The sequence below is a fragment of the Streptomyces sp. NPDC002935 genome, from assembly GCF_040611295.1.
GTDB lineage: Bacteria > Actinomycetota > Actinomycetes > Streptomycetales > Streptomycetaceae > Streptomyces.
On the sequence record NZ_JBEXNW010000024.1, the window covers coordinates 112,538 to 137,869 of the forward strand.

At 71.5% G+C, this 25,332-nt stretch carries 17 protein-coding genes; 13 read left to right on the top strand and 4 right to left on the bottom strand.

Annotated elements, in window-relative coordinates; translation table 11 throughout:
• Positions 1-32 precede the first annotated feature (32 nt).
• Both ABZX90_RS28910 and ABZX90_RS28915 read left to right on the top strand, forming a co-directional pair.
• Entirely contained in the window at positions 33-2,465 is a 2,433-nt protein-coding gene (locus tag ABZX90_RS28910; protein WP_355209515.1) for a glycoside hydrolase N-terminal domain-containing protein, read from the top strand.
• On the top strand, positions 2,462-3,712 hold the full coding sequence (locus ABZX90_RS28915) for an SGNH/GDSL hydrolase family protein (protein WP_355209518.1): 1,251 nt from the start codon (positions 2,462-2,464) through the stop codon (positions 3,710-3,712). Before ABZX90_RS28910 ends, ABZX90_RS28915 begins: the two co-directional genes overlap by 4 nt.
• 22 nt (positions 3,713-3,734) lie before the next feature.
• On the opposite strand, the gene ABZX90_RS28920 is transcribed toward ABZX90_RS28915, so the two are convergent.
• A complete protein-coding gene (locus ABZX90_RS28920) occupies positions 3,735-5,543 on the bottom strand; it encodes a coagulation factor 5/8 type domain-containing protein (RefSeq protein ID WP_355209521.1) in 1,809 nt (602 codons plus the stop codon).
• A gap of 431 nt (positions 5,544-5,974) precedes the next feature.
• On the opposite strand from ABZX90_RS28920, the gene ABZX90_RS28925 reads away from it, so the two are divergent.
• The 6 genes from ABZX90_RS28925 (at position 5,975) to ABZX90_RS28950 (ending at position 16,306) form a co-directional block, all read left to right on the top strand.
• On the top strand, positions 5,975-7,069 hold the full coding sequence (locus ABZX90_RS28925) for a DUF1996 domain-containing protein (protein WP_355209524.1): 1,095 nt from the start codon (positions 5,975-5,977) through the stop codon (positions 7,067-7,069).
• 123 nt (positions 7,070-7,192) lie between these two features.
• Positions 7,193-8,944, top strand: a complete 1,752-nt coding sequence (locus ABZX90_RS28930) for a discoidin domain-containing protein (RefSeq protein WP_355209527.1) — start codon at positions 7,193-7,195, stop codon at positions 8,942-8,944.
• Between the two features lie 60 nt (positions 8,945-9,004).
• On the top strand, positions 9,005-11,797 hold the full coding sequence (locus ABZX90_RS28935) for a glycoside hydrolase family 3 C-terminal domain-containing protein (RefSeq protein ID WP_355209529.1): 2,793 nt from the start codon (positions 9,005-9,007) through the stop codon (positions 11,795-11,797).
• A gap of 62 nt (positions 11,798-11,859) precedes the next feature.
• The gene (locus tag ABZX90_RS28940; protein WP_351123283.1) at positions 11,860-12,900 is read left to right on the top strand and encodes a LacI family DNA-binding transcriptional regulator; all 1,041 of its coding nucleotides are present in this window, start codon (positions 11,860-11,862) and stop codon (positions 12,898-12,900) included.
• A gap of 199 nt (positions 12,901-13,099) precedes the next feature.
• Positions 13,100-13,972 carry a universal stress protein gene (locus ABZX90_RS28945; RefSeq protein WP_351123286.1) on the top strand — a complete coding sequence of 291 codons (873 nt, stop codon included), beginning with the start codon at positions 13,100-13,102 and terminating at the stop codon, positions 13,970-13,972.
• A 441-nt stretch (positions 13,973-14,413) separates the two neighbouring features.
• Positions 14,414-16,306 carry a discoidin domain-containing protein gene (locus tag ABZX90_RS28950; RefSeq protein WP_355209534.1) on the top strand — a complete coding sequence of 631 codons (1,893 nt, stop codon included), beginning with the start codon at positions 14,414-14,416 and terminating at the stop codon, positions 16,304-16,306.
• A gap of 29 nt (positions 16,307-16,335) precedes the next feature.
• Here the strand turns inward: ABZX90_RS28950 and ABZX90_RS28955 are convergent, their stop codons facing one another.
• The gene (locus ABZX90_RS28955) at positions 16,336-16,689 is read right to left on the bottom strand and encodes a hypothetical protein (RefSeq protein WP_351123292.1); all 354 of its coding nucleotides are present in this window, start codon (positions 16,687-16,689) and stop codon (positions 16,336-16,338) included.
• A 107-nt stretch (positions 16,690-16,796) separates the two neighbouring features.
• Between ABZX90_RS28955 and ABZX90_RS28960 the strand changes: the two genes are divergently transcribed.
• Together ABZX90_RS28960 and ABZX90_RS28965 are read left to right on the top strand one after the other, a co-directional pair.
• Entirely contained in the window at positions 16,797-17,462 is a 666-nt protein-coding gene (locus tag ABZX90_RS28960; RefSeq protein WP_351123295.1) for an NUDIX domain-containing protein, read from the top strand.
• A gap of 71 nt (positions 17,463-17,533) precedes the next feature.
• A complete protein-coding gene (locus ABZX90_RS28965; protein WP_355209538.1) occupies positions 17,534-18,520 on the top strand; it encodes an aldo/keto reductase in 987 nt (328 codons plus the stop codon).
• A gap of 89 nt (positions 18,521-18,609) precedes the next feature.
• Here ABZX90_RS28965 and ABZX90_RS28970 read toward each other — a convergent pair whose 3' ends face one another.
• A complete protein-coding gene (locus tag ABZX90_RS28970) occupies positions 18,610-21,159 on the bottom strand; it encodes a SpoIIE family protein phosphatase (protein WP_355209541.1) in 2,550 nt (849 codons plus the stop codon).
• A gap of 190 nt (positions 21,160-21,349) precedes the next feature.
• Positions 21,350-22,270, bottom strand: a complete 921-nt coding sequence (locus tag ABZX90_RS28975; protein ID WP_355209544.1) for a LysR family transcriptional regulator ArgP — start codon at positions 22,268-22,270, stop codon at positions 21,350-21,352.
• A 66-nt stretch (positions 22,271-22,336) separates the two neighbouring features.
• Here ABZX90_RS28975 and ABZX90_RS28980 point away from each other — a divergent pair, with 66 nt between their 5' ends.
• The 3 genes from ABZX90_RS28980 to ABZX90_RS28990 all read left to right on the top strand — a co-directional run bounded on the left by ABZX90_RS28980 (position 22,337) and on the right by ABZX90_RS28990 (position 25,273).
• On the top strand, positions 22,337-22,948 hold the full coding sequence (locus ABZX90_RS28980; protein ID WP_355209547.1) for a LysE family transporter: 612 nt from the start codon (positions 22,337-22,339) through the stop codon (positions 22,946-22,948).
• A gap of 134 nt (positions 22,949-23,082) precedes the next feature.
• Positions 23,083-24,417 carry an MFS transporter gene (locus ABZX90_RS28985; RefSeq protein ID WP_351123308.1) on the top strand — a complete coding sequence of 445 codons (1,335 nt, stop codon included), beginning with the start codon at positions 23,083-23,085 and terminating at the stop codon, positions 24,415-24,417.
• Positions 24,418-24,454: 37 nt separating this feature from the next.
• Positions 24,455-25,273 carry a methyltransferase domain-containing protein gene (locus tag ABZX90_RS28990; protein WP_351123311.1) on the top strand — a complete coding sequence of 273 codons (819 nt, stop codon included), beginning with the start codon at positions 24,455-24,457 and terminating at the stop codon, positions 25,271-25,273.
• Positions 25,274-25,332: the final 59 nt, after the last annotated feature.

Consider the following 25,332-nt stretch of genomic DNA (forward strand, 5'->3'; position numbering starts at 1 on the left):
AGCCGTCGTTCCCGCATGAGCAGCTCCCGGATATGGAGTGCACAACCGTGGACGTTCAGCACACCGCATCACGCGACAACACCCCCAGCCGCAGAGGCTTCCTCGCCCTCGCCGCCGCAGCCGGCGCGGCCACCGCACTCGGTGGTCTGCCCGCCTTCACCGCCTCGGCAGCCCCCCTGCGCCCCACCGCGTCGCCCATGCTGTCCGCGGCCGACGCCGCGAAGAACCAGCTGTGGTGGGGGGCTCCCGGCTCCTCCAAGTCGATGATCGAGCAGGGGCTGCCGGTCGGGAACGGGCGCCTCGGGGTGCTCGCGAGCAACGGCCCCGCCGCCGAACTCCTGATGATCACCGACGCCACCCTGTGGACCGGAGATCTCAACGACAAGCTGCAGAGCGACGGGCAGTTCCCGTACGGCCGGGACGACTTCGGCTCCCTGACGATGCTGGCCGAACTCACCGTCGCCCTCCCCGACCACGACCTGGGCAACGTCAACAACTACCGGCGCACCCTCGACCTGGCCCAGGGCCTGATCAGCACCTCGTACGACATCTCCGGCGTCACCTACCGGCGGCAGATCTTCGCCAGCCGGCCCGATGACGCCATCGTCCTGTACTTCTCCCAGCAGGGCGGCGGCTCCTACACCGGTACCGTCTCCCTCACGGGCACCCACGGCGAGTCCACCACCGCCAACAGCGAGGGCCATTACACGTCGTTCGGTGCCTCCTTGGCCAACGGCCTGAAGTACGGCGCCGCCGTCACCGCGTACAGCGGCACGGGCAGGGTCCGCGTCGACGGTACGTCGATCGCGTTCAGCGGCTGCAAGGACCTCACCGTCGTCGTCAGCGGCGGTACCAACTACGCGCCGGACGCGGCGGCGAAGTTCCGCGACCCGTCCCTGGCCCCGGAGCGCCTCGCCAGGACCAAGGTCCTGAACGCCGCCGGTCACTCGGCGAGCACCTTGCTGCACACACATGTCGCCGACTTCCGGGCCGTGTTCGGACAGCTGGACATCGACCTCGGTACGTCCTCCGCCGCGCAGCGCGAACTGGACACCTTGGAGCGGCTGCGGGCACGCCACCGGGACGACATCCCCGACCCGGAACTCGAGGCCGCCTACCTGCAGTTCGGCCGCTACCTCATGATCTCCGGATCCCGGGGCAGCCTGCCGATGGGCCTCCAGGGCCCCTGGCTGGACGGCAACGACCCGGACTGGATGGCCGACTACCACACCGACGTGAACCTCCAGATGAACTACTGGATGGCCGACCGGGCGGGCCTGTCCGACTGCTTCGACGCCTTCGCCGACTACTGCCTCGTCCAGTTGCCCGACTGGACGGAGGTCACTCAGCGGCTGTTCAACGACTCCACCAACCGGTACCGCAATTCCAGCGGAAAGATCGCCGGCTGGACCGTGGCGATCTCCACCAACCCCTATGGCGGGGGCGGCTGGTGGTGGCACCCGGCCGGCAACGCCTGGATCTGCCAGAGCCTGTTCGAGCACTACGAGTACACGCAGGACCGCGCCTACCTCAAGAAGATCTACCCCCTCCTCAAGGGCGCCGTGCAGTTCTGGGAGGCCCGCCTCGTCACCACGACCGTCACCGACGCGTCGGGGGCCGAGCGCGAGGTGCTCATCGCCGACAGCGACTGGTCGCCCGAGCAGGGTCCGCTCGACGCCAAGGGCATCACGTACGCCCAGGAACTGGTGTGGAACCTCTTCGGCAACTACCGCACCGCGACCGAGGCGCTCGCCAAGGACGCCGCCTACCGCAAGACCATCGACGGTCTGCGGGCGCGCCTCTACCTGCCCGTGGTCAGCCCCAAGACCGGCTGGCTCGAGGAGTGGATGTCGCCCGACAACCTCGGCGAGACCACCCACCGGCACCTCTCCCCGCTCATCGGCCTCTTCCCCGGCGACCGGATCCGTCCGGACGGCTCCACGCCGAAGGACATCCTCGACGGCGCGACCGCCCTGCTCACCGCGCGCGGCATGAACAGCTTCGGCTGGGCCAACGCCTGGCGCAGCCTGTGCTGGGCGCGGCTGAAGAACGCGGAGAACGCCTACCAGTTGGTCGTCAACAACCTGAAGCCGTCGGTCAACGGCAGCAACGGCAGCGCGATGAACCTCTTCGACATCTACGAGGTGGAGACGGGCCGGGGCATCTTCCAGATCGAGGCGAACTTCGGCACCCCCGCGGCGATCGTCGAGATGCTGGTCTACTCACGGCCCGGACACATCGAGCTGCTGCCCGCCCTGCCCGCCGCCTGGGCGGCATCCGGCTCGGTGTCCGGCGTGGGCGTCCGCGGCGGCTTCGTCGCCGACCTCAGCTGGAAGAACGGCAAGGTGACCCGGGCCACGCTGAAGAGCGTCGGCGGCCGCGAGACGACCGTCGTCGCGGGCGGCGCCTCCCGCAAGGTCAGCCTCAAGCCCGGTGAGTCCGTCTCCCTGAGGGGCCTCGGGTGAGCGGCGCCCGGTTCCGCCGCCGCGCCGTGGGCGTCGTATCGGCGCTGCTCCTCGCGGTCTGCGGTCCCCTGACCGCCTCGGCGGCGGCGCAGCCGGGGGCCTCGTCGGGCACGCCGGTGACGCCAGCCGCCGAGGCGCGGGCGAAGCACTCCGTGGTCACCTGGGGCGCCGGCGCCGACCGGCAGGGGGCGGGACCCGCCGACCGCAGCTACCGACTGATCGTGCGCACCAGCGTCGGCGGCGCGAACATGCGGATCCGGCTGTCCAACGCCTTCGGCGAGCACCCGGTGACGTTCGCGAGCGCGTACGCCGGGCTGCGGAAACAAGGTGCGGAGCTGGTCCACGACTCCAACCGGCGGCTGTCCTTCGGCGGGGCCGCGTCCGTCACCGTCCCGGCCGGCGAGACCGTGCTCAGCGATCCGCTGCCCGGAACACTGGCCGCCCAGAGCGACCTGGTCATCAGCCTGTACGTGACCGGCGCCCAGGGACCGACGACCGGCCACGGCATGGCGATGCAGACCAACTACGCGACCGCGGGCGACCACGCGGCCGAAGAAGGCGCGGCCAACTGGACCGATCCGATGGGCTCCTGGTACTGGCTGGACGCCGTCGACGTGGAGACGTCCGCCGCGGTCGGTTCGGTGGTGACCCTCGGCGACTCCATCACCGACGGATGGGCCTCGACCACCGACCAGAACCGCCGTTGGCCCGACTATCTGTCCCGGCGGCTCCAGGCGGCGTCCGGGCTCACCGTGAAGGGAGTGGCGAACGAGGGGATCTCGGGCAACAAGGTGCTCGCTGACGGCGCCGGGCAGGCCGCCCTGAACAGACTCCAGCGCGACGTCCTCTCCCAGCCCGGGGTCCGTACGGTCTTCCTCTTCGAAGGCATCAACGACATCAAGGCCCATTCCGGTGTCACAGTGGACGACATGATCGCCGGCTATCGGCAGATCATCGACCGGGCGCACGCGGCGGGCAAATGTGTCGTCGGCGCGACCGTCATGCCGTTCAAGGGCTGGTCCGAGTACGACGCCGCCTCCGAGGCCGTGCGCCAGGGCGTCAACGACTGGATCAGGAACGGCGGCGCGCTCGACGCCGTGACGGATTTCGACAGGATCACGCGCAATCCCTACGACCCGCAGCTGATCCTGCCGTTCTTCGACGGCGGCGATCACCTGCACCCCAACGACAAGGGGATGCAGGCGATGGCCGACGCGGTGGACCTCGGGAGCCTGACGTCCTGCTGACCTCCGGCTCCGCGCGGGGCGGTCAGGGGTACGAGACCACCGTGGACGGCACGGTGGAGGTGCCCGAGGTGGGTGTGCCCGTGTCGTTGATGACGCGCTCGTACTGCCCGTTGCCGCCCAGGGAGACGACCAGCAGGTCGTGGAACTTCACGCCCGGCCTGTTCGGGGCCGCGAAGCCGTGGTGCTGGACGATCGTCGGGGCGACGTTGTAGTAGCAGTAGCTGCCCAGCCCCCAACCCTCGTGCGTGGTCACGGAGTCGGCGACCTTGTAGGCCGCGTACCCCTTGACGCTGCCGTTCTGGATGGCGGCCTGGTTCGGCGCGTCGTACGCCTTCTCGTTCTGGAAGAAGATGGTGCGGCCACGCTGCCCGTACCACTGCACGTCGTACTTGTTGAAGTGCTCGACGAACAGCCCCGTGGCGAGGACGTCGTCGCCGTTCACGCGGATGCCGAAGTCGGCCCGGTTGGTCTCCCAGCCGACGCCGGTGCCGTGGTCGGCCCGCCAGACCCAGGTGTGGTCGACGATCGTATGCCGGCTGTTGATGACCATGCTGGTCGTCGCCTTGCCGGCACCGGCGCCACCGATGCGGACGAAGACGTCCTGCACGGTGGTCGGATTGGCCGAGTGGTCCGCCGAGGCCCCGGTCGGACCGACCTCCAGGAGCGTGGTGGAGTTGACGGGCCCGGCGTCGATCAAGAAGCCGGCGAGCCGGACACCGTCGACATCGGCCGTCCTGAGCACGGTGACGCCGTTGTCCGGGATCAGCGTGGCGTAGCCGAGACCGAGGACGACGGTGCCCGCGCGGTTGACCTGGATCGGCTGGTCGAGGTGGTAGATCCCCGGTGTCAGCAGGAGGTGGAGGCCCTGGGTGAGCGCTGCGTTCAGGGTGGCGGCCGTGACACCGGGCTTGGCCACGTAGAACTGGCTGAGCGGCAGCGACGTGCCGCGCGGGGTTCCGTTGCCCCAGGTGGTGCCGCGGGCGTTGGTGCGCTTCTCCGGCAGGAACACCCGGTACTCACTGCCGTTGAGGTACAGGAACGGCTTCTCGCGGGAGACCGGTGTGGTGTCGAGCGTGGTGTACGGCGGGTTCGGGAAGGACTGGGCGGGTGCGCCCTGGACGCCCGAGAACACCATGTTCCAGACGGCGTTGACCCAGCCGCCCACCGAACTGTCACGGGTGTACCACTGCTGCTGCGAGTACGGTCCGACCGACCCGTCGATCCGGCTGTCGGCGATGTAGCCGCCGCTGGCCCAGCCGTAGCCGTCGGGGGCGAGGTTGAGGCCGCCCTTGATGTGCATACGACGGAACGGCGCGGCCTGGGCGACAGCCCACCGGTTGGTGCCGCTGACCGGGCTGAGGGCGAGGTTCTCCGCCGAACGCCAGAAGTTCTGGGTGGCGTTGCCGTTGAACCAGCCGGCGTCGACGGTCACGTCACCGTTGATCGTCGTGTCGTCCGGTGACAGGCCGAGGCCCGCGATCGAGGTGTAGAAGCCGAGCTGGGCGTTGAGCCCGTTGTACGTGCCCGGCTTGAACAGCAGCGCGTAGCGGCCCGTGCCGAACTGGGCCGACTCCTGCTGCCGGAAGATCTGGTCCAGCCTGGCCTGGATGCCGGGCGTCGAGGGGTCGAAGACGATGACGTTCGGGCCGAGATCGCCGCCGCCGGGGAGGGCCGACGGCTGCTGGGCGGACACGGCGGGCGAGGCGGACGCCGGTGAGGGCAGCGCGAGCAGTGCGGGCGCCGCCGCGCCGGCCGCCATCGCTCCGAGGACGGTGCGCCGCGCGACGGGGGAACGGCCGGAGTCCGGGACGTCTGTGGGGGTTGAAGGCATGGGGGGCGACTCTCCTGGTTCAGGAAGTGAACAGTGGGAGGTACGGGGGAGCGCTCTCTCGCCGATGAATGCTTCATCCAGGTGAACGACACGTCAAGAGTTGTGACCGGAGTCCCGGATGTTGTTGCGCGATGGACGGGCAACTCTCCTTCCATTTGCGCTGGTTCCTAGCGGTATGGACCCGAATGGAGACCGGTGAGGGCCCTGGTTCCGCGTTCAAGAGGTGCGCACATCGCAGGCAAGTGATTCTCCGTCAACTCCCTTGACACTCCCGCGCGACCGCCACAACACTCCTCAGCGGGAGAGCGCTCTCCCGTTTCCCTCGGCACATGTGATGGACCGTCACACGGGCGGCCCCAGCGGCACTGTGCTCGACGTCGCTCACGGCCGCCCGACCCCCACCGTCCCCATCGACGTGGCAGGAGGTCTCCATGGCACGGAGATCGAAGATCGTCTCAGGAATGCTGATGTCCAGTGCGCTGCTGCTGACCTCGCTCGGCGTGGCCGGAGTGGCGATGAGTGCCGGCCCCGCGGCCGGCGCGGCACCGTCCGTGGCCGGGTCGACGACCGTGCACGCGGCCCATGCGATGGCCGCCTCGACGCTTGCCTCACCCGAGGACCCGGACGGCGACGGCTACATCCCGGCGAATCCGCAGGTGACCGGGGTCGTCCCGTCCAAGGCCGAGCCGGCGCCCCGCTACTTCCACGAGTTCCAGGCGAACTGTTCGGTGACCCGTACCAGGCCGGACGACCCGATCGTCTACCCCGGCCAGCCGGGAAAGTCCCACGACCACACCTTCATGGGCAACACCACGACAGACGCGGGCAGCACCACCGCCTCGCTCGAGGCCGGCTCGACCAGCTGCAGGGCCCCGGGCGACAAGTCGGCCTACTGGATGCCTACCCTGCTCAAGGGCACCACGCCCGTACTGCCGGTGGGTCCGCAGGTCATCTACTACAAGACCGGAGTCACCGACTACACCAGCGTGCGGCCCTTCCCGAAGGGACTGCGGTTCGTCGTCGGCAGCCCCATGCAGTCCGCGGCCGACTTCCGCAACCACCGGGGGTTCGTGGAGGGCTGGGAGTGCGGCAACAGCTACTTCAACGTGGACTTCCCGCAGCAGTGCCCGAACACCGCCGACGTCCAGCTCAACATCCGCTTCCAGGCGCCCAGTTGCTGGGACGGGAAGTACCTGGACACCCCCAACCACCAGAGTCACATGGCCTATCCGGTGGTCAACCCCGGCACCAACAACAACATCTGCCCGGACGACCACCCGGTCGCCCTGCCGATGATCGAGTTCAAGATGGCCTTCCCGGTCAACGGTGACATGTCCCAGGTGAGGCTCGCGAGCGGCGCGGGCTACTCCTTCCACTACGACTTCTTCAACGCGTGGGACACCCGGACGCTCAAGGCACTCGTCGACCACTGCGTCGTCGGCGGACTCCAGTGCGACGCCCGTGGCTACGACCAGACCCACCCCGAAGCGGGGGCGGCACTCGACGCGAACTACCGGCTTCCCTGACGCGGAAGGGAACGCGTCCCGCCGGCCCGACGCTCCGCCGGGCCGGCGGGACCGTCCCCACCCTCACCCGGACACCGACTGGCCCCTCCCTTCCCCCCTCACCCGCACACCGGACGGACACTCATGACCGGATCCCGTACCACCCGGCGCCGTATCGCGGCGCCCGTCACCGCGGGCCTGCTCGCCGCGGGGGCACTCGTCGCCCTGCCCTCCCAGCCCGCGCGGGCCGCCGGCAGCGTCGTCAAGGTCACCGGCTCGCAGGGCAACTGGCAACTGACCGTCGACGGAAGCCCGTACCAGATCAAGGGCCTCACCTGGGGGCCCGCCGTCGCCGACGCCGGGCGCTACATGCCCGACCTGAAGTCGATGGGCGTCAACACCGTCCGCACCTGGGGCACCGACGCCTCCAGCAAGCCCCTCTTCGACGCGGCGGCGGCCCAGGGCATCAAGGTGATCGCCGGCTTCTGGCTGCAGCCCGGCGGCGGCCCCGGCAGCGGCGGCTGCGTGAACTACCTGACGGACACCGCCTACAAGAACCAGATGCTCGCCGAGTTCCCCAAGTGGGCCGACACCTACAAGGACAACCCCGGTGTCCTGATGTGGAACGTCGGGAACGAGTCCGTGCTCGGACTCCAGAACTGCTACAGCGGCGCCGAGCTGGAACGCCAGCGCGACGCGTACACCACGCTCGTCAACGACATCACCAAGAAGATCCACGCCGTCGACCCCAACCACCCCGTCACCTCCACCGACGCGTGGACCGGCGCCTGGCCCTACTACAAGAGGAACGCGCCCGACCTGGACCTGTACGCGGTGAACGCCTACAACGCCGTCTGCGATGTGAAGTCCGCCTGGGAGCAGGGCGGTTACACCAAGCCCTACATCGTCACCGAAACCGGACCGGCGGGTGAGTGGGAGGTCCCGGACGACGCCAACGGCGTCCCCGCCGAACCCACCGACCGGGCGAAGACCGACGGCTACACCCGGGCCTGGAACTGCGTCACCGGGCACAAGGGCGTCGCCCTCGGCGCCACGATGTTCCACTACGGGACCGAGTACGACTTCGGCGGCATCTGGTTCAACCTGCTGCCCGCGGGCGAGAAGCGGCTCTCGTACTACGCCGTGAAGAAGGCGTACGGCGCGGACACCTCCCGGGACAACACCCCGCCGGTCATCTCCGACCTGACCGTCGAGGGGGACGCGGGCAAAGTGCCCGCCGGACGCGACCTCACGCTCGCGGTCAGGGCCACGGACCCCAACGGTGATCCGATCACGTACGAGGTGCTGGACAACAGCATGTACATCGACCAGGGCAAGCAGCTGAACCCGCTGCCCTCCACCGACCTCGGCGGCGGCCGGCTCAGGGTGACCGCGCCGGACCGGCCCGGAGTCTGGAAGATCTACGTCAAGGCCAAGGACGGCAAGGGCAACGTCGGTGTCGAGACCCGCTCCGTGCGGGTGGTGCCGCCCACCCCGAGCGGAACGAACGTCGCCCTCGGCAAGCCGGCCACCGCCTCCTCGTCCCAGGCGGGCGGCGGCGACTGCCCCTGCGCCGCGGCGGGCGCCGTCGACGGCAACCTCACCACCCGCTGGGCCAGCGACTGGAGCGACCCCCAGTGGCTCCGGGTCGATCTCGGCACCCGCACCTCGTTCCGGCATGTGCAACTGGTCTGGGAGACCTCGTACGCCAAGGCCTACACCGTGCAGACCTCGGACGACGGGCAGAACTGGACCACCGTCCGCACGGTCACCGACGGCAACGGCGGAGTCGACGACCTCGACGTGTCAGGGGCCGGCCGCTACGTACGGGTCCACGGCACGGCCCGAGGAACCGGATGGGGCTACTCGCTGTACGAGTTCGGCGTCTACAACTGAATCACGAACCCGGGGGAGAGCGCTCTCCCAGGATGCTCCCCCAGGATGGAGGCCGGACCGGTGCGCAGGACGGATGAGGAAGCGGAGCGTGAGCGGCTCCTCGGCAAACTCACGCTCCGCGAGAAGGTCCGGCTGCTGACCGGAGCGACCACCTGGCGCACCTGGGCCGAACCGGCCCTGGGACTGCGGGAGATGGTCCTGTCGGACGGTCCCGCCGGAGTGCGGGGACAGTCCTGGGACGAGCGCGATCCCTCCCTGCTGCTGCCCTCGGCGTCCGCGCTCGGTGCCACGTGGGACGAGGAGCTGGTGGAGCGTCTCGGCGGGCTGCTCGCCGTCGAGGCGCGCCGCAAGGGCGTCGACGTCGTCCTCGCGCCCACCCTCAATCTCCACCGCTCACCCCTGGGCGGGCGGCACTTCGAGTGCTTCTCGGAGGATCCCGAGCTGACCGGCCGCACCGGCGCCGCGCTCGTCCGGGGCATCCAGGCGCACGGTGTGGCCGCCACCGCCAAGCACTACGTGGCCAACGACTCCGAGACCGACCGGCTGACCGTCGACGTGCGCGTGTCCGAACGAGTCCTGCGGGAGGTGTACCTGGCACCGTTCGAGGCGGCCGTCGAGGCCGGCGTCCGGGTCGTCATGGCCGGGTACAACGCCGTCAACGGCACCACCATGACCGCCAGTCCGCTGCTCACCGACCCCCTCAAACGGGAGTGGGGCTTCGACGGTGTGGTGGTCTCCGACTGGGGAGCGCTACGCACCGGCGAACCGGCCGCGCGCGCCGGCCTGGACCTCGCGATGCCGGGGCCGGAGAGCGCCTGGGGGCCCGCGCTGGTACGGGCTGTGGAGACCGGGCGTGTGCCGCGGTCGGCCGTCGACGACAAGGTACGGCGCCTGCTCAGGCTCGCGGACGCGTGCGGAGCCCTCGGCGAGCCACCGTCAACACCGGAGATCCCGTGGCCGCCCGGCCCGGAGTCGCCACCGGCATCGGAGTTGCCGCCCGTGCCGGGGAGCCCGCCCATGCCGGACCTCCTGTCCGTGTTGGAGCCGCCGCCGGTGCCGGAGCTACTGTCCGCGCCAGAGGCGCCGTCTGTGTCCGGGCTGCCGTCCGCGTCGAGGCTGCCGCCGGTGCCGGAGCTACCGTCCTCGGCGGAGTCGCCGTCCGTGCGGGGGCTGCCGTCTGTGCCAGAGCCGCCGGTGCAGGGGCTGCCGTCCGTGCCGGAGTCCCCGACCGTACCGGAGACGCCGTCCACGTCGGAGCTACCGCCCGCGCCGGTGTCGCGGAAGGCCGTCCCGCCCGTCACCGGCGGGCGGGACGCGCGCGCTCTGCTGCGCGGCGCCGTCGCCGCGAGTGCTGTCCTGCTGCACAACCGCGGTGTCCTCCCGCTCGATCCCGACCGGCTGCGCACCGTGGCCGTGATCGGCACGCACGCGGCCCTGCCGCGCACCCAGGGCGGCGGCAGCGCGGGGGTGTTCCCCCAGCGGGTCGTCACCCCGCTGGACGGCATCAGGGCCGCGCTGGGCGACGGCGTACGCGTTGTCCACGCGCCCGGCCCCTCGACGGACGCCCCACCACCGCCCCTGGCCCCGGACCTGTGCACCGATCCGGTGACGGGCAGCCCCGGGGTCCGGCTTCGCCTGCTGGACGCGTCGGAGCGCGAAGTGCACTCCGAACACCGCGACAGCGGGCGCCAGTTGGAGCCACCGCTCGCACCCGGCGCGCACACCGTCGAGATCAGCGCCCTCCTGCTTCCCGGAATCTCGGGCCCGTGGACGCTCGGAGTCGGTGGCTTCGGCCACATGAGCATCGCGGTCGACGAACACATCGTCCTGGCGGGGGAGTTCGGCAAGGAGACCGACGATCCGGCCGTCGTCCACGTGAACCCGCCCGCCCACGCGGTACGGGTGCCCCTCACGGCCGGACGCCCGGTGCGCGTCTCGGCGCGCCGTGAACTCGCCCCGGACACCGGCCGGGCCACCGTGCTGACCGCTGCCCCGCCGCGCCCCGACGGCACGGCGGCGCTGGCCGACGCGGCACGGGCCGCCCGCCACGCGGACGCGGCGATCGTGGTCGTCGGTACCACCGAGCACGGCGAGTCGGAGGGCTACGACCGGACGGATCTCGGGCTCGGCGGCCGCCAGGACGAACTGGTCCGGGCGGTGACAGCCGCCAACCCGCACACGGTCGTCGTCGTCAACAGCGGCGGACCGGTCGAACTGCCCTGGCGTACGAGGGCCGGTGCCGTCCTGCTGACCTGGTTCCCGGGACAGGAGGGCGGCGCGGGCCTGGCCGACGTGCTGTTCGGCCACGCCGAACCCGGCGGCCGGCTGCCCACGACCTGGGCGGCGGCCCTCGCCGACGCGCCGGTCACGGGCACCCGCCCCAAGGACGGACGGCTCACCTACGGCGAGGGCCTGCACATCGGCTACCGCGCCTGGGCACGCCACCACCGTGAACCGGCCTACTGGTTCGGACACGGACTCGGCTACACGACCTGGGTGTACGACGGGCTGAGCGTCCCCGACGACATCGTGGCCGGCGAGCCGTTCACCGTGCGGGTCGAGGTGCGCAACACGGGCCCGCGAGGCGGTCGCGAGGTCGTCCAGGTCTATCTCGCCGGACCCCCGGGCCCCTTGGAACGCCCGGAACGGTGGCTCGCCGGCTACACGGCGGTGAGCGCCGAAGCGGGCGACAGGGCCACGGCGGTGGTGCGGATACCGGCCCGCGCGCTGCGCCACTGGGCACAGGACGCACACGCGTGGCGCACCCAACCGGGTCCCTACCGTGTGCTGGCCGGCCGCTCCGCGGGCGCATTGCCGCTGACGGCCACCGCGCTGGTCCGGGCCCCCGACTGAGCGGCGGGCGGCCGGGGAGAGCGCTCTATCCCGAGGCGGCGCCGTGCGGTTAGGGTGCCGCCATGAGCAGACAGGCTCCCACGCTGGAGGATGTCGCGCGGGAGGCCGGAGTCTCGCGCGCGACCGTGTCCCGGGTCATCAACGGTGTCCGCAACGTCGACCCCGGCATTCAGGAAGTGGTGCGCCAGGCCGTCGAGCGGACCGGATACGCGCCCAACCGGGCCGCCAGATCGCTGGTGACCCGGCGCAGCCAGACGGTGGCGCTGATCGTCTCCGGCGCGGGCGACACCCCGGGGGAGGAGCAGAACGCCTTCGCCGCACGGGTGTTCGCGGACCCGTTCTTCGGACGCGTCGTCAGCGGCGTGGTCGGGTACCTGCGCCCCCGCTCGATGCATCCGCTCCTGATGTTCGCCGAATCGGCGGAAACGAGGAGTCAGGTGCTGGCCGACCTCCGGCAGGGCAGCGCGGACGGCGCGCTCGTCGTCTCCACCCACGCGGACGATCCACTGCCCGCGCTGCTCGCGGACGCCGGTCTGCCCGCCGTCCTCTTCGCCCGGCCCTCGCGCCCCGTCCCGCTCAGCTACGTCGATCTCGCCCACCGTGACGGGGCGCGGCTGGCGGCCGAGCACCTGCTGAACCGGGGGTGCCGACGGATCGTCACCGTGACCGGGCCGCTCGGCGTGGCCGCGAGCCAGGACCGGCTGGCCGGGTTCCGCGACACGATGGCCCGCAGGGGACATCCGTACGTCCCCGTCGCCGAGGGCGGGTTCACGCTGGACAGCGGGATGGCGGCCATGTCCGGGCTGCTGTCCGAACACCCCGACGTGGACGGGGTGTTCGCCGCCAACGACCTGATGGCCCAGGGCGTGTGCCAGGTGCTGCGGGAACGGGGCAGACATGTGCCGGACGACGTCGCGGTGGTCGGCTTCGACGACTCCAGCGTGGCGGTGACGTGCCGGCCTCCCCTGACGACGGTGCGGCAGCCGGTGGAGGAGATGGCCGCGGCCATGGCCTCTCTTCTCGACGAGCACATCCGGGGCGTCCGCACCGAGCCCACGTCGTTGATCTTCGACCCGGAACTCGTGGTCCGCGCGTCGGCGTAGGCGAGCTGCCGCCCGTTCGGCACGGCCTCAAGCGGTCGGACCGCGCTGCTCGGCGTCGTGGCGTGGGCGTTCCGCGTGCCGTCCCGTACCGGGTGCCGCAGCCCGGACGCGGGTTCACCGGTGCCGGTGACGGACACTGGACCGGTCAGGATGGACGAGTACCCGGCCGGACAGCGGGCCGGCGACGGAAGGCAGGCGCATGACCCACCCGATCACCGTGGGCGTGGACGGATCACCCGAGAGCAGGGCGGCATTGGCCTGGGCGGGCCGGGAGGCGGTCCGCCGGGGGGTGCCCCTGCGGGTGGTGTACGCCTGGCACTGGCCGCCGCACGACATGGTCGGCGGTGGTGACCGGGAGGACCAGGAACGCTGGGCCCACGGCATGCTCGAGGACGCTGCCCGCTCGGTCACCGACCGGCACGCCGATCTGCCGGTGACGGCCGACGTGGTCGACGGAGACGCGGTCGAGGCATTGCTGGCCGTCGCGGCAGAGACGGGGACACTGGTCCTCGGGTCGCGCGGATACGGCGCGTTCGTCGGCTTCCTGCTCGGTTCCGTCGGACAGCGGGTGATCTCCGAGGCGGCCTGTCCGGTCGTACTGGTGCGCTCGGAGGACCGGCCCGAAGCGGAGGCGGGAGGCCGGGAGATCGTCGTGGGCCAGCAGGGCGGTCCGGAGGACGGCGCGGCCGGTCTCCGGTTCGCGTTCGAGACCGCGGCGGCGCGTGGCGCGACGGTGCGGGCCGTACGGGCCTGGAGTCTGCCGCCGGTGTTCGCCTACAGCCCCGGCTCCCTGAAGCTGCTCGACGAGGCCGGCGGCCTGGAGCCGTACGAGAAGAAGGCGCTGGCCGACGCGCTCCTGCCGTGGCGCGAACGCTTTCCCGAGGTGCCTGTCCTCGAGCACGTCGAGATGGGCAGCGCGGGCCAGGTGCTGCTGTCACTCTCCGACCGGGCCCAGCTGATGGTCGTCGGGCGCCGGGCCGAGCGCTCCGCGGTGGGTGTGCGGATCGGTTCGGTGGCCCACGCGGTCATGCACCACGCGCCCTGCCCGGTGGCGGTGGTTCCGCACTCCTGAGGACCCGTCGGAACGCGGCCGGCTCACCGCCGGTCGCGTTCAAGTCCCGAAGGCATGCCCGGTTCCGAAGTCCGTCACGAGCAATCCTGACGTGAAGTATTGACGGCTCCATGACACTCGGGTTGACTCCCCGCCCAGCGCCCGAGCCGTTTCCGGTACCGATTCCGGGGTCGCCGCGCGGAGCCGGGATCTCCTCGCGCCGGAAGGCAGTTGTGAGTACCCGACCGGCCCCGCCGTGCTTCCCGGGCACCTGATCGCCCGCCGGCCGACCCCGGCGCCATGACCGCACCCCGAGCAGCTCGCACCCTGTGCACCGTGCACTCCGCGCACCCCATTACGCGCACCGCGCACCACCTCGCACACTGACGGGCCTCGCGTGCCGCCGTACACACCCGCACATCAGCACGGACCGGCACCCCCCACTCCTCTCAGGAGAGCCGCATGCCATCCCGCACCCACCGCACGCTGATGACCGCCCTCGCCACCCTCTCCGCCGTGTCGCTGCTCTCGGCGGGCGCGGCGTCGGCGGACCCCGCACCCGGCTCCACCGCCGTGGCCGCCGACGCCGGCTGGGACACCGACCGCGCCGCGGCCGCCTACGCCGCGAACCCCGCCGGCGTTACCGCCTCGGGCAGCGAGAACGGCGGCACCACCCCGGGCTTCGCCTTCGACGGGAACGCCACGACCCGCTGGTCGAGCCAGTTCGCCGACGACGCCTGGATCCGCCTCGACCTCGGCGCCGTCCTGCGCGTCGACCGCGTCGTCCTGGACTGGGAGGCCGCCTACGGCAAGCGCTACGTCCTGGAGGTGTCCAGGAACGGGACCGACTGGACGCCGTTCTACACCGAGACCGCCGGCTCCGGAGGCTCGGTGACCGCCCACACCTATCCGCAGGAGGTCACCGGCCGGTACGTCCGCATGCGAGGTGTCGAACGGGCCACGCCGTACGGCTACTCGCTGTACTCCTTCAAGGTCTACGGCGGCGCACCGGCCCCGGCGTCGGCCACCCGCTCCAACCTCGCCCTGAACCACCCCGCCTACTCCAACCTGTACCAGCACGCGGGCAATTCACCCGCCTTCGCCACCGACGGCGGCTGGCCCGCCGGTCTCAAGGGCGACGCGACCCGTTGGTCAAGCGACTGGAACGCCGACCGCTGGATCTCCGTCGACCTCGGCGCGACCTCGGCCATCGACACCGTCGACCTGTACTGGGAGGCGGCGTACGCCGTCGACTACGAAGTCCAGGTCTCCGACGACAACAGGACCTGGCGCACCGTCTACCGGCCGTCCGCGGCCGAGGTCGCCGCCCGCCGCGCCGACATCAAGTCCCCGGGCGACGCGGCGGGCCGCCACGACTCCGTCACGCTGCCGCAGCCGACGACCGGACGCTATGTGCGGATGCTCGGCAAGGAACGCCGCTCCTTCTACAATCCGGCGCCGGCGACGGCCCAATTCGGTTACTCGCTCTACGAGTTCCAGGTCTGGGGTACGGGAGGCAGCGCCGCCGCTGCGTACCCGGCACTGCCCGGCGAGCAGCAAGGGACCTACCAGACGGCGTTCTTCGACGACTTCACCGGCGCGGGTCTCGACCGATCCAAGTGGCGTGTCGTCAGGACCGGTTCGGAGATGGGACCGGTCAACGGCGAGTCCCAGGCGTACGTCGACTCCACCGACAGCATCAGCACCCAGAACGGCAGCCTCGTCCTGAAGGCCAAGTACTGCAAGGGCTGCACCCAGGCGGGCGGCGGCACCTACGACTTCACCTCGGGCCGCGTGGACACCAACACCCACTTCGACTTCACGTACGGCCGGGTCAGCGCCCGGATGAAACTGCCGGTCGGGGACGGCTTCTGGCCCGCCTTCTGGCTGCTCGGCAGCAACGTCGACGACCCCTCGGTGTCCTGGCCGGCGTCCGGCGAGACCGACATCATGGAGAACATCGGCTACCCGGACTGGACCAGCACCGCACTGCACGGCCCCGGCTACTCGGCCGACGGCAACATCGGCGCCCGCCAGACCTACCCCGCCGGGGGCCGCGCCGACCAGTGGCACACGTACGCCGTGGACTGGACCCCGACGGCCATGCGCTTCTACGTCGACGACACCCTGGTCCAGGAGACGACCCGCAACAAGCTGGAGTCCACCCGGGGCCAGTGGGTCTTCGGCCACAACCAGTACGTCATCCTCAACCTCGCCCTCGGCGGCGCCTATCCGGCGGGCTGGAACAAGGTCACCACGCCTTACTGGGGCCTGCCGCAGTTGAGCGTCGACCGGGTGGCGGCCGGGGGAGTGCAGGCCGAGATCGACTGGGTACGCGTCGAACAGAAGCGGTGACGTGAGGTGTCCCGGGCCGGACGCGGTGGCTACGCGTTGTCGGCCCGGGACATCCGCAGGGCGAGATCCTGGAGCAGATCGGCCGTCTTGACGTCGGTCCGCCCGGAGTCGTGCAGGTCGGCGAGTTCGGAGAAGAGGAACGCGAAGGCGCCCACCAGCGAGATGGCGGCGGGCAGATAGGCGTCCGCGACCGCCTGCCCGGCCTCCGCCGGACCGGCGTCGCCGGGCACCTCGACACGCGGGAAGACCTCGGTGACGAGCGTGCCCAGATTGTTCTCGGCCGACTCGACCCCGGCCTCCTCGTCCTGGGCGATCCTGCGCACCATCGCGTTGGTCTCGGTGAGCACGCCGATGGCGCGCAGGATGATCTCCGTCTGTTCCATGCCGTGAGCCTAAACGGGCGAAGCCCCGCTGTGACCGGGATCTTGGTCTCGGGATGGTAGACAGTGCTCATGAACGACATCTCCCGCTCCCGCCGGGCCGGCGCGCGATGACCGCAGGCATCGACACCCCCGACCGCCGGGGCCGCACCGGACTCGACCGGGTGGGCCGTGACCTGACCGGCAACCCCCGGGTCAAGATCCGCGACGTACAACTCCTTTCCTGCCACTGGTACGTGGAACGCACCACCACCTTCGACCTCCGGCTCGCCGACGGAACCTGGAGCACCCAGGAGCGCGAGACCCACGACCGCGGCAACGGAGCGACCCTCCTGCTGTACGACGCAGAGCGCGAAACCGTCCTGCTGACCAGGCAGTTCCGCTACCCCGCGTACGTCAACGGACACCCGGACGGCATGCTGGTCGAGACACCGGGCGGCCTCCTCGACGAGGCGGACGAGCACCCCGAGGTCGCCGTGCGACGGGAGGTCATCGAGGAGACCGGGCACACCGTCGGCGCGGTCCAGCACGTCTTCGACGTCTACATGAGTCCGGGTTCGGTCACCGAGCGGGTGAGCTTCTACGCCGCTTCCTACGGTCCGTCCACCCGCACCCACGAGGGCGGCGGACTGGACGAGGAGGGCGAGGACATCGAGACCGTCGAGCTGCCCTTCCGTGACGCCCTGGCGATGATCCGCACGGGGGAGATCGCCGACGCCAAGACCATCATGCTGTTGCAGTGGGCCGCCTTGGAGGGCCCCTTCAAGAAGGCTTGACTTGAAGAGCACTTCAAGTTCCAGACTCCCGTTCGGGCCCGAGGACTTCGGGCCCGAACGGGAGGGACACCATGCGGTACCGCACGATCGGCACGGACCCGAGGACCCGCCGTGAGGTGAGCGTGCTCGCGCTCGGCGCGATGCTGTTCGGTTCACGGACCGACGAGAAGACCTCCTTCGCCGTACTCGACCGCTATGTCGAGGCCGGGGGCAACTTCATCGACACGTCCGACAACTACGCCTTCTGGACCGACGGCGGCCAGGGCGGCCAGAGCGAGGAACTGCTCGGACGCTGGCGACGCAGCCGGGGCGTCGGCGACGAGATCGTCCTCGCGACCAAGCTCGGCGCACGTCCGCTGGCCCCCGGGACCAGCTACGTGGACAACCCCGAGGGGCTGTCCGCCGAGGTGATCCGTGAGGCGTCCGAGCGAAGCCGGGAACGTCTGGGTGTGGAGCGGATCGATCTTCTGTACGCGCACATCGAGGACCGTGTGGTCGAGCCGGCTGAGACCGTCGGCGCGTTCGCCGAGCTCGTCGCGGAGGGCGCCGTCGCACTGCTCGGCGTGAGCAACCACGCCGTCTGGCGCGTGGAGCGGGCCCGCGCCCTCGCCGCCGCGGCCGGACTGCCCGGCTACGAGGTCCTCCAGTACCACCACAGTCTGCTGCGCCCCCGCTCCGACATACCGAGCGGCCTCTTCCCCGAGGGCGGTCTCGGCGCGGCGACCGGGGAACTCGTGAGCTACCTGGGGGCCGAGCCGGGCCTGACCCTGGTCGCCTACTCGCCGCTGCTGGGCGGCGGGTACGGACGGCCGGACAGGCCGCTGCCGGCCGACTACGACCACCCGGGGAACGCCGCCCGGTTCACCGTGCTCCAGGAAGTGGCGAAGGAGACGGGGGCGACCCTCAACCAGGTCGTGCTCGCCTGGCAGATCGGCGGCGCGCTGCCGGTGATCCCGCTGGCCGGCGCGTCCTCGGTGGCCCAGCTGGAGGAGAACCTGGCGGCGGTGGACCTGGAACTGAACCCGGACCAGCGGGCGCGTCTGGACGCGGCCCACTGAGGTCCCTTGAACCGGGGTGCCGGGGGCGCTGAGGGGGCCGGGGGTGCCGGGGCGATCCGATCGGCACCGCCCCATCCGATCGGCACCGCCTAGGGGCGTGCGCCGCCCCCGGGCGTCCGGCGGGTGGTGAGCAGCAGGGCGATGTCGTCGGGGCGCTCGTTGGCCCGCCGGGCCTCTGCGGTGAGCAGATCGGCGGCGCGGGACAAGGAGGGGCCGCCCGGCCTGAAGTGCTGCGGGGGGCCCGCCCGGGCCAGGGTCGCGCGAAGGGTCTCGACGCCCTCGTCGATGTCCGTCCCGGGCCGCTCCACCAGGCCGTCCGTGTAGAGGGCCAGCACGGCCTCGGGCTCCAGCATCAGTTCCGTCACGGGGTAGTCGGCCTGCGGATCCACGCCGAGCACCACGCCGCCGGGCAGGTCCAGGACCTCGGTGCGGCCGTCCGGATGGCGCAGCAGCGGCTGTGGATGCCCGGCCCGCGCGGCTCGGGCGACACCGGTGAGCGGGTTCAGCCGGACATAGCAGCAACTCGCGAACTGGCCCGGGTCGAGGTCGATGAGCAGCCTGTTGGTGCCGCTCATCACCTCGTCCGGAGAGTGGTCCCCGAGGGCGAACGCCCGGACCGCGCTGCGCAGTTGACCCATGGTGGCCGCGGCCTGGACACCATGTCCCTGTACGTCGCCGATGACGAGGGCGAGCCCGTCGCCGGCCTCGACGACGTCGTACCAGTCGCCGCCCACGTCCATGCCGACGGTGCCGGGCAGATACCGGCCGGCCGTCTGCACCAGAGGGTGCGCCGACAGACGGTGCGGGAGCAGGGCCTCCTGGAGCCCGCGGGCGAGCGCCGACTCGTTGTCGTAGCGCCGCGCCCGCTCCAGGGACTGCGCGATCAGGCCGGCGAGCGCGGTGAGGACCGTACGCTCCTCGGTGCTGAACGTGCGGGGCCGGTCGAACCCGAGGATGCAGGAGCCGACCGGGCGTCCGGAGGCGATCAGCGGCAGAAAGGCCCGGGCCCCGACCGTGGCGTCCAGGGCGATGCCGGGATAGGCGGCGGCCAGTTGTGCCATCGACTCGAAGAAGAGCGGCCGGCCGCTGGTGAGGGCCTCGACCCCGGGCAGTTTGGCGTCCAGGCCCACGCCGTCGAAGGGAGCGAGGAATCCCTGCGGGAAGCCGGTCTCCCAGGCCAGGTAGAGCCGGCGATCCTGGACCAGATAGATGGCGAGGCGGCGGCTGCCGAACGCCGGCAGCAGCTCGCGCATCACGACCTCGGACACCTGCCGGGCGGTCACGGCCTCGGTCAGCGCTATCGCGAGGACGATGGGCCGGTACTGCGGCGCCGTGGTCATGACACCGGTATCGGGCGCGTCGAGGTCGGCCCGTACGGCCTGTGCCGCCTCCGCTTCGAACGGAGCTTCCTCGGTGGCCTCCGTGGCCTGTCCCAGCGGCACGATCTTGCAGGTCACACCACCGGGGCCGGGATAGACGGAGACGCTCAGCCAGGTTCCCGTCGGGTGGCCCGGAGACGTCTCCACGCCGCTGCCCAGCGGGCTCCGGGCCCGGAAGTGCACCGGGTCCGGCGAGAGCAGCGCACTGCGCAGATGATCCTCGTACGCGGGGCGGTCCATCCACGGCACCATGTCCCACAGCAGCCGTCCCAGCAGCTCGGCGCGCGGGTGGCCGAGCAGAATGGCGGCGCGTGGGTTGGCGTAGGTGATCAGTCCGAGCCGGTCGATCGCGAAGACGCCTTCCGGGAGCTGGTCGGCCGCTCCGTCCGCCGCCGGTCCCGGTCCCGGGTCGACGAGCGCGCCGCTGACGCGGTACGGCGGGACGCCCGCTTCGCCCGAGGTCCACAGCTCAAGGAGCCGCAGTCCGCCTCCGCCGGTGCGCACCGGCAGCGGATGGGGCGGCGGCCGGCCGGCGGCGGTCTCGCGGAGGGCGGCCAGCAGCAGCCGGGGTTCGTCGTGGGCCAGCGCGTCCGCGAATGCCTCGGGCGTCCCCGCGAAGTCCTGCTGAGGGATCCCGAGCAGCGCCCACAGCGCGTCGTCCGCGATCAGCGTGTTGTCGCCGGGGTCCCAGGTGAAGCCCCCGACGCAGCGGGTGGACGGGCCGTCGGCCGGCGGCCGCGTTCCCAGCGGTTCCCCGTCCCACAGGACCGGGGACCCGTTCTTGTTCAGCGCCGCCAGTGCGGCTCCGAGCTCCTCCGCCACCGCGGTCATCCGGTCGCGGTCCGGCAGGACCTCGGTGGCGTCCGAGGCGGGCGGGCGCAGCACCGTGAGGACGCCGTACGGGGTCGAGTCGCCCACGACCGGCACGTAGAGGGAACCGAACTGGAACGGCAGCCCCGCCGCGAGCTGCGGATAGCGGCGCATCGTTTCCGCCGGATCGGCGAGGAGCACCTCCACCCCGAGGCGATGGGCGTCCGCGACCGGAAACGGCCGGTCCACGTGCATACGCCACCAGGGGCGGAAGAGGGGGCCCGGCAGCCCCGCGAGTACCGCGAGACGCAGCAGGCCGGGGGTGCCGGAGCGCAGGTAGACGCCTCCCGCGAAGCCGCGGGCGGCGCGGATCGCGTCCGTCACCGCGTCACTGAGCAGGGCGGCCAGGCTGTCCAGCGCCTGGTCCTCACGCTCGGCGCTCCCTGTCATCGATCTGCCCTCGTCCGCCCGCCGCCAGGGGGGTAACACAGCAAGAATGCGCCTCTCAGGTCGCTGACCGCACCTCGACGTCCTCCGCGGCACCAGGACGTGAGGCCATTCTTCCCGGCCGCGCCCGGATGTGCCCAGCGTGAAGATACCGGGCCGGGCGTGGTTCAGGAGCTGCCGGGAAGCGAGTGATTCAGGAAGCCGGTCCGTGTACGAGTGTCTCGGCGGCGACGGCCGCCACAGCCTCGGCCGTCGCGCCGAGCGCGGGGAAGTCGAGCTTCCACTGCTGCCAGAAGAGCGGCACGTCGACGCCCCGGCCCGGGACGAGGTGGATCAACGTTCCGGTGCGCAGCAGCGGTTCGGCCTGGACCTCGGGCACCATCCCCCAGCCCATTCCGGCCAGGACGGCATCGACGAATCCCTCCGAGGTGGGGACGAAGTGGCGCAGCGCACTGGCTCCGGGGCCGCCCGCGAGGGAGCGGACGAAGTCGTCCTGGAAGTCGTCGTTCCGGTCGAAGGCCACCACCGGGGCGGAGCCGATCACCTCGCTGAGGGGTGCGCCGGTCGTGGTGCCGAGCCACTGTTCGGCGTATCGGGGGCTCGCCACCGGCAGGTAGCGCATCCGCCCCAGGGCGCGGACGGAGCAACCGGCCACGGGGTCGGGCGACGAGGTCACCGCCGCCATGACCGCTCCCTCGCGCAGCAGGGCGGCCGTGTGGTCCTCGTCCTCGCGGCGCAGTTCGAAACAGAGCCGGAGTTCCCGCGGCACGCGGGCGAGCGCCGGCAGGAACCAGGTCGCCAGCGAGTCGGCGTTCACCGCGATCGACAGCCGGGTGGGCTCCCCGGCCCCGGACATGCCGAGCTCGGCGTGCGCGTCGCGCTCCAGCCGGGCGAGCCGGCGCGCGAAACGCACCACGATCTCGCCGGACTCGGTCGGCCGCACCGGCTTCGTCCGCATCAGCAGGACCCGGCCGGTGCGCTGTTCGAGTGACTTGACCCGCTGGCTCACCGCCGACGGCGTCACATGGAGCGCCGTGGCCGCCGCGTCGAAGGTGCCCTCGTCGACCACCGCCAACAGGGTGCGCACCTGATCGAGGGGAAGTTCCGCCATCACGAACGCTAACGATACGTAAGAATCTTTAGCTGTACTCCTGACGATCCGCCTTCTAGCGTCGACGACGTGACAGACGTCCTCACCACCGCGGTCGCCGGATTCGGCACCGGCCTCTCCCTCATCGTCGCCATCGGCGCCCAGAACGCCTTCGTCCTGCGCCAGGGCATCCGTCGGGACGCGGTCCTCGCCGTGGTGGGCATCTGCGCCCTGTCCGACGCGGCACTCATCGCGCTCGGGGTCGGCGGGGTCGGCGCCGTGGTGGTGGCCTGGCCCGCCGCGCTCACCGCGGTCGGCCTGATCGGCGGCTGCTTCCTCGTCGTCTACGGAGTCCTTGCCGCCCGGCGGGTGCTGAGGCCCTCGGCCCTCCGGGCGGCGACCGCGTCCCCGGGCTCCTGGCGCCGTGCCGTCCTCACCTGCCTCGCCCTGACGTGGCTCAACCCGCACGTCTACCTCGACACCGTGTTCCTGCTCGGCTCGCTCGCGGCCGACCGCGGATCGCTGCGCTGGACGTTCGGGCTGGGCGCGGCCCTCGCCAGCCTGTGCTGGTTCGCGGCCCTCGGGTTCGGTGCCCGGCTGCTCAGCCGTTTCCTGGCCAGGCCCGCGTCCTGGCGTGTGCTGGACGCCCTGGTCGCCACGACGATGATCGCGATGGGAGCCGCGCTGATCGCGGGCGCGTGACCGCCGTACGCCGTCGCGCACCGTTCGTAGGTCAGGCCCTCGATCGCTCGGCGCGGGACGCCCGGCGCACCGATACGGTCCCCCGGGGGACGCGAGCCGCTCACGCTCGGCCATAGTGATCCCTGAATCGAAAGATGTATCGAGCAACCAGGGTGAGCGTGGACACGAGCGAGAGCAGCACGGACAGCGGCGCCGCGGCGCCCGACGGGAGCGCGGAAGCCATCCCGCCCGGCCGCTCCGGGTGGCGCCGCTGGGCCATGGACACCCGGCCGCTGCGCCGCCCCGCCTACCGCAGGCTGTGGTCGTCGACCGCCGTCACGGCCGTGGGCAGCCAGCTCACCGCCGTCGCCGTGCCCAAGCAGATCTACGACATCACGGGCTCCTCGGCCTGGGTCGGCTACGCGAGTCTCGCCGGCCTGCTGCCCCTGGTGGTCTTCGCCCTCTGGGGCGGCGCGATCGCCGACAGCATGGACCGCCGCAAACTGCTCCTGGTCACCAACACCGGCATAGCCGTCACCTCGCTGCTCTTCTGGGTCCAGGCCGTCACCGGACGGGAGTCGGTGCTCGTCCTGATGGTGCTGCTCGCCCTCCAACAGGCGTTCTTCGGCCTCAACTCCCCGGCCCGCAGCGCGTCCATCGCCCGGCTCGTCCCGGCGGACGAACTGGCGGCCGCCAACGCGCTCGGCGCGACCGTCATGCAGACCGGCTCGGTGGCCGGGCCGATGCTCGCCGGCGCGCTCATCCCCGTCATCGGGCTGCCCGAGCTGTATCTGATCGACGCGCTCGCCCTGTGCGTCACCGTGTGGGCGGTCCTGCGGCTCCCCGCGCTGCCGCCCCTCACCGAAGCGGCCTCCCAGCGGGCGGGCCTGCGCGAGGTGGTGGCCGGCTTCCGCTACATCGCCCTGCACAAGGTGCTGTTGCTGTCCTTCGTCGCCGACATCATCGCGATGGTGCTCGGCATGCCGCGCGCCCTGTTCCCGCAGCTCGCGGCCGAGACGTACGCCCCGTACGGCGAAGAGCTGGCCCTCGGACTGCTGTTCGCCGCCATTCCCATCGGCGCGGTCCTCGGCGGACTGCTGTCGGGCACCTTCTCGCGCGCCCGCCGGCACGGTCTGATGGTCATCGTCTCCGTCGCGGCCTGGGGCGCGGCCATCACCGGGTTCGGTTTCAGCGGCAGCCTGTGGGTGGCCGTGACCTTCCTGGCCGTGGCCGGGGTCGCCGACATGGTCTCCATGGTCTTCCGCGGCGCGATCCTGTTGTCCGCCGCCACCGACGAGATGCGCGGGCGCCTCCAGGGCGTCTTCACGGTGGTCGTCGTGGGCGGCCCGCGCGTCGCCGACGTCCTGCACGGAACGGCGGGCTCCGCGTTCGGGGCGCCCGCCGCGGTCGCCGGCGGCGGCCTGCTGGTGATCTTGGCGGTGCTGGGACTCGCCTTTGCCACACCGGCCCTGAGGCGTTACACAATCTGAATACGGAATCGACCATGGTGGTTCTAGAGTGGCCGCCATGGGGGACACGCGACCTACCTCGGATTTTCACGCGCCGAACATCAGCGCGGACAGCACCACCCGGCTGGTGGGGGCCCTGGATGCGCAGGACGTCAACGACGGCGTACAGCGGCTGCGTTCCTGGGCGCACGCAGCCCTGGCCGTGCGGCTCGGAGAGCGGGCGCTCGACATCGGCGCCGGCACCGGCTCTCAGACACGGCGTCTCGCGGCGGCCGTGGGTTCCCGGGGCAGGGTGCTCGGCATCGAACCGAACCCCGGCCTGCGCGCTGTCGCAGAACAGCGGGGGACCGAGGAGAGCAGCCACGCCCGCTTCGCGGACGGCGACGCCCTCGCGCTGCCGCTGCCCGACTCCACGGTCGACGTGGTGTGGTGCGAACGGGTGCTCCAGCACCTCGTCGAACCGGAGAAGGCCGTCTTCGAGATAGCGCGCGTGCTGCGCCCCGGCGGGCGCGTCGCCCTGCTGGACACCGACTGGGCGACCACGATCCTGCACCCCGGCGACCCCGAGACGATCGCCGCGCTCACCACCGGCGCGCTGTCCGCGGCCGCCGACCCGTACTCCGGACGCAAGCTGGTGGGACGGCTGACGGCCGCCGGCCTGGTGATCGACGACCGCGGATCGCAGGCTCTGCTCCAGGATCACAAGTCGGTCGCCTGGCCGCTCATCCGCATGCTGGGCGACTCGGCGCTGCGCCGCGGACTCATCGGCGAGCCGCAGCGCGACCGCCTGTACGAGGAGCTCACGGAGGCGGCGCGGCAGGGCGGCCTGCACATGTCCGTGACGATGTTCGGGGCCGTGGCGCACCGTCCGGAATGATCCGGAATACAATGGTGTGGCCGTCGCTGACGGACTAGTACGCAGATTTCCCCTGGTAT

Excerpts from the sequence above, each read along its gene's own strand:
- ABZX90_RS28910 (WP_355209515.1), top strand. The coding sequence starts at position 33 with ATGGAGTGCACAACCGTGGACGTTCAGCACACCGCATCACGCGACAAC.
- ABZX90_RS28920 (WP_355209521.1), bottom strand. The coding sequence starts at position 5,543 with ATGCCTTCAACCCCCACAGACGTCCCGGACTCCGGCCGTTCCCCCGTC.
- ABZX90_RS28925 (WP_355209524.1), top strand. The coding sequence starts at position 5,975 with ATGGCACGGAGATCGAAGATCGTCTCAGGAATGCTGATGTCCAGTGCG.
- ABZX90_RS28930 (WP_355209527.1), top strand. The coding sequence starts at position 7,193 with ATGACCGGATCCCGTACCACCCGGCGCCGTATCGCGGCGCCCGTCACC.
- ABZX90_RS28940 (WP_351123283.1), top strand. The coding sequence starts at position 11,860 with ATGAGCAGACAGGCTCCCACGCTGGAGGATGTCGCGCGGGAGGCCGGA.
- ABZX90_RS28945 (WP_351123286.1), top strand. The coding sequence starts at position 13,100 with ATGACCCACCCGATCACCGTGGGCGTGGACGGATCACCCGAGAGCAGG.
- ABZX90_RS28950 (WP_355209534.1), top strand. The coding sequence starts at position 14,414 with ATGCCATCCCGCACCCACCGCACGCTGATGACCGCCCTCGCCACCCTC.
- ABZX90_RS28955 (WP_351123292.1), bottom strand. The coding sequence starts at position 16,689 with ATGGAACAGACGGAGATCATCCTGCGCGCCATCGGCGTGCTCACCGAG.
- ABZX90_RS28960 (WP_351123295.1), top strand. The coding sequence starts at position 16,797 with ATGACCGCAGGCATCGACACCCCCGACCGCCGGGGCCGCACCGGACTC.
- ABZX90_RS28965 (WP_355209538.1), top strand. The coding sequence starts at position 17,534 with ATGCGGTACCGCACGATCGGCACGGACCCGAGGACCCGCCGTGAGGTG.
- ABZX90_RS28970 (WP_355209541.1), bottom strand. The coding sequence starts at position 21,159 with ATGACAGGGAGCGCCGAGCGTGAGGACCAGGCGCTGGACAGCCTGGCC.
- ABZX90_RS28985 (WP_351123308.1), top strand. The coding sequence starts at position 23,083 with ATGTATCGAGCAACCAGGGTGAGCGTGGACACGAGCGAGAGCAGCACG.
- ABZX90_RS28990 (WP_351123311.1), top strand. The coding sequence starts at position 24,455 with ATGGGGGACACGCGACCTACCTCGGATTTTCACGCGCCGAACATCAGC.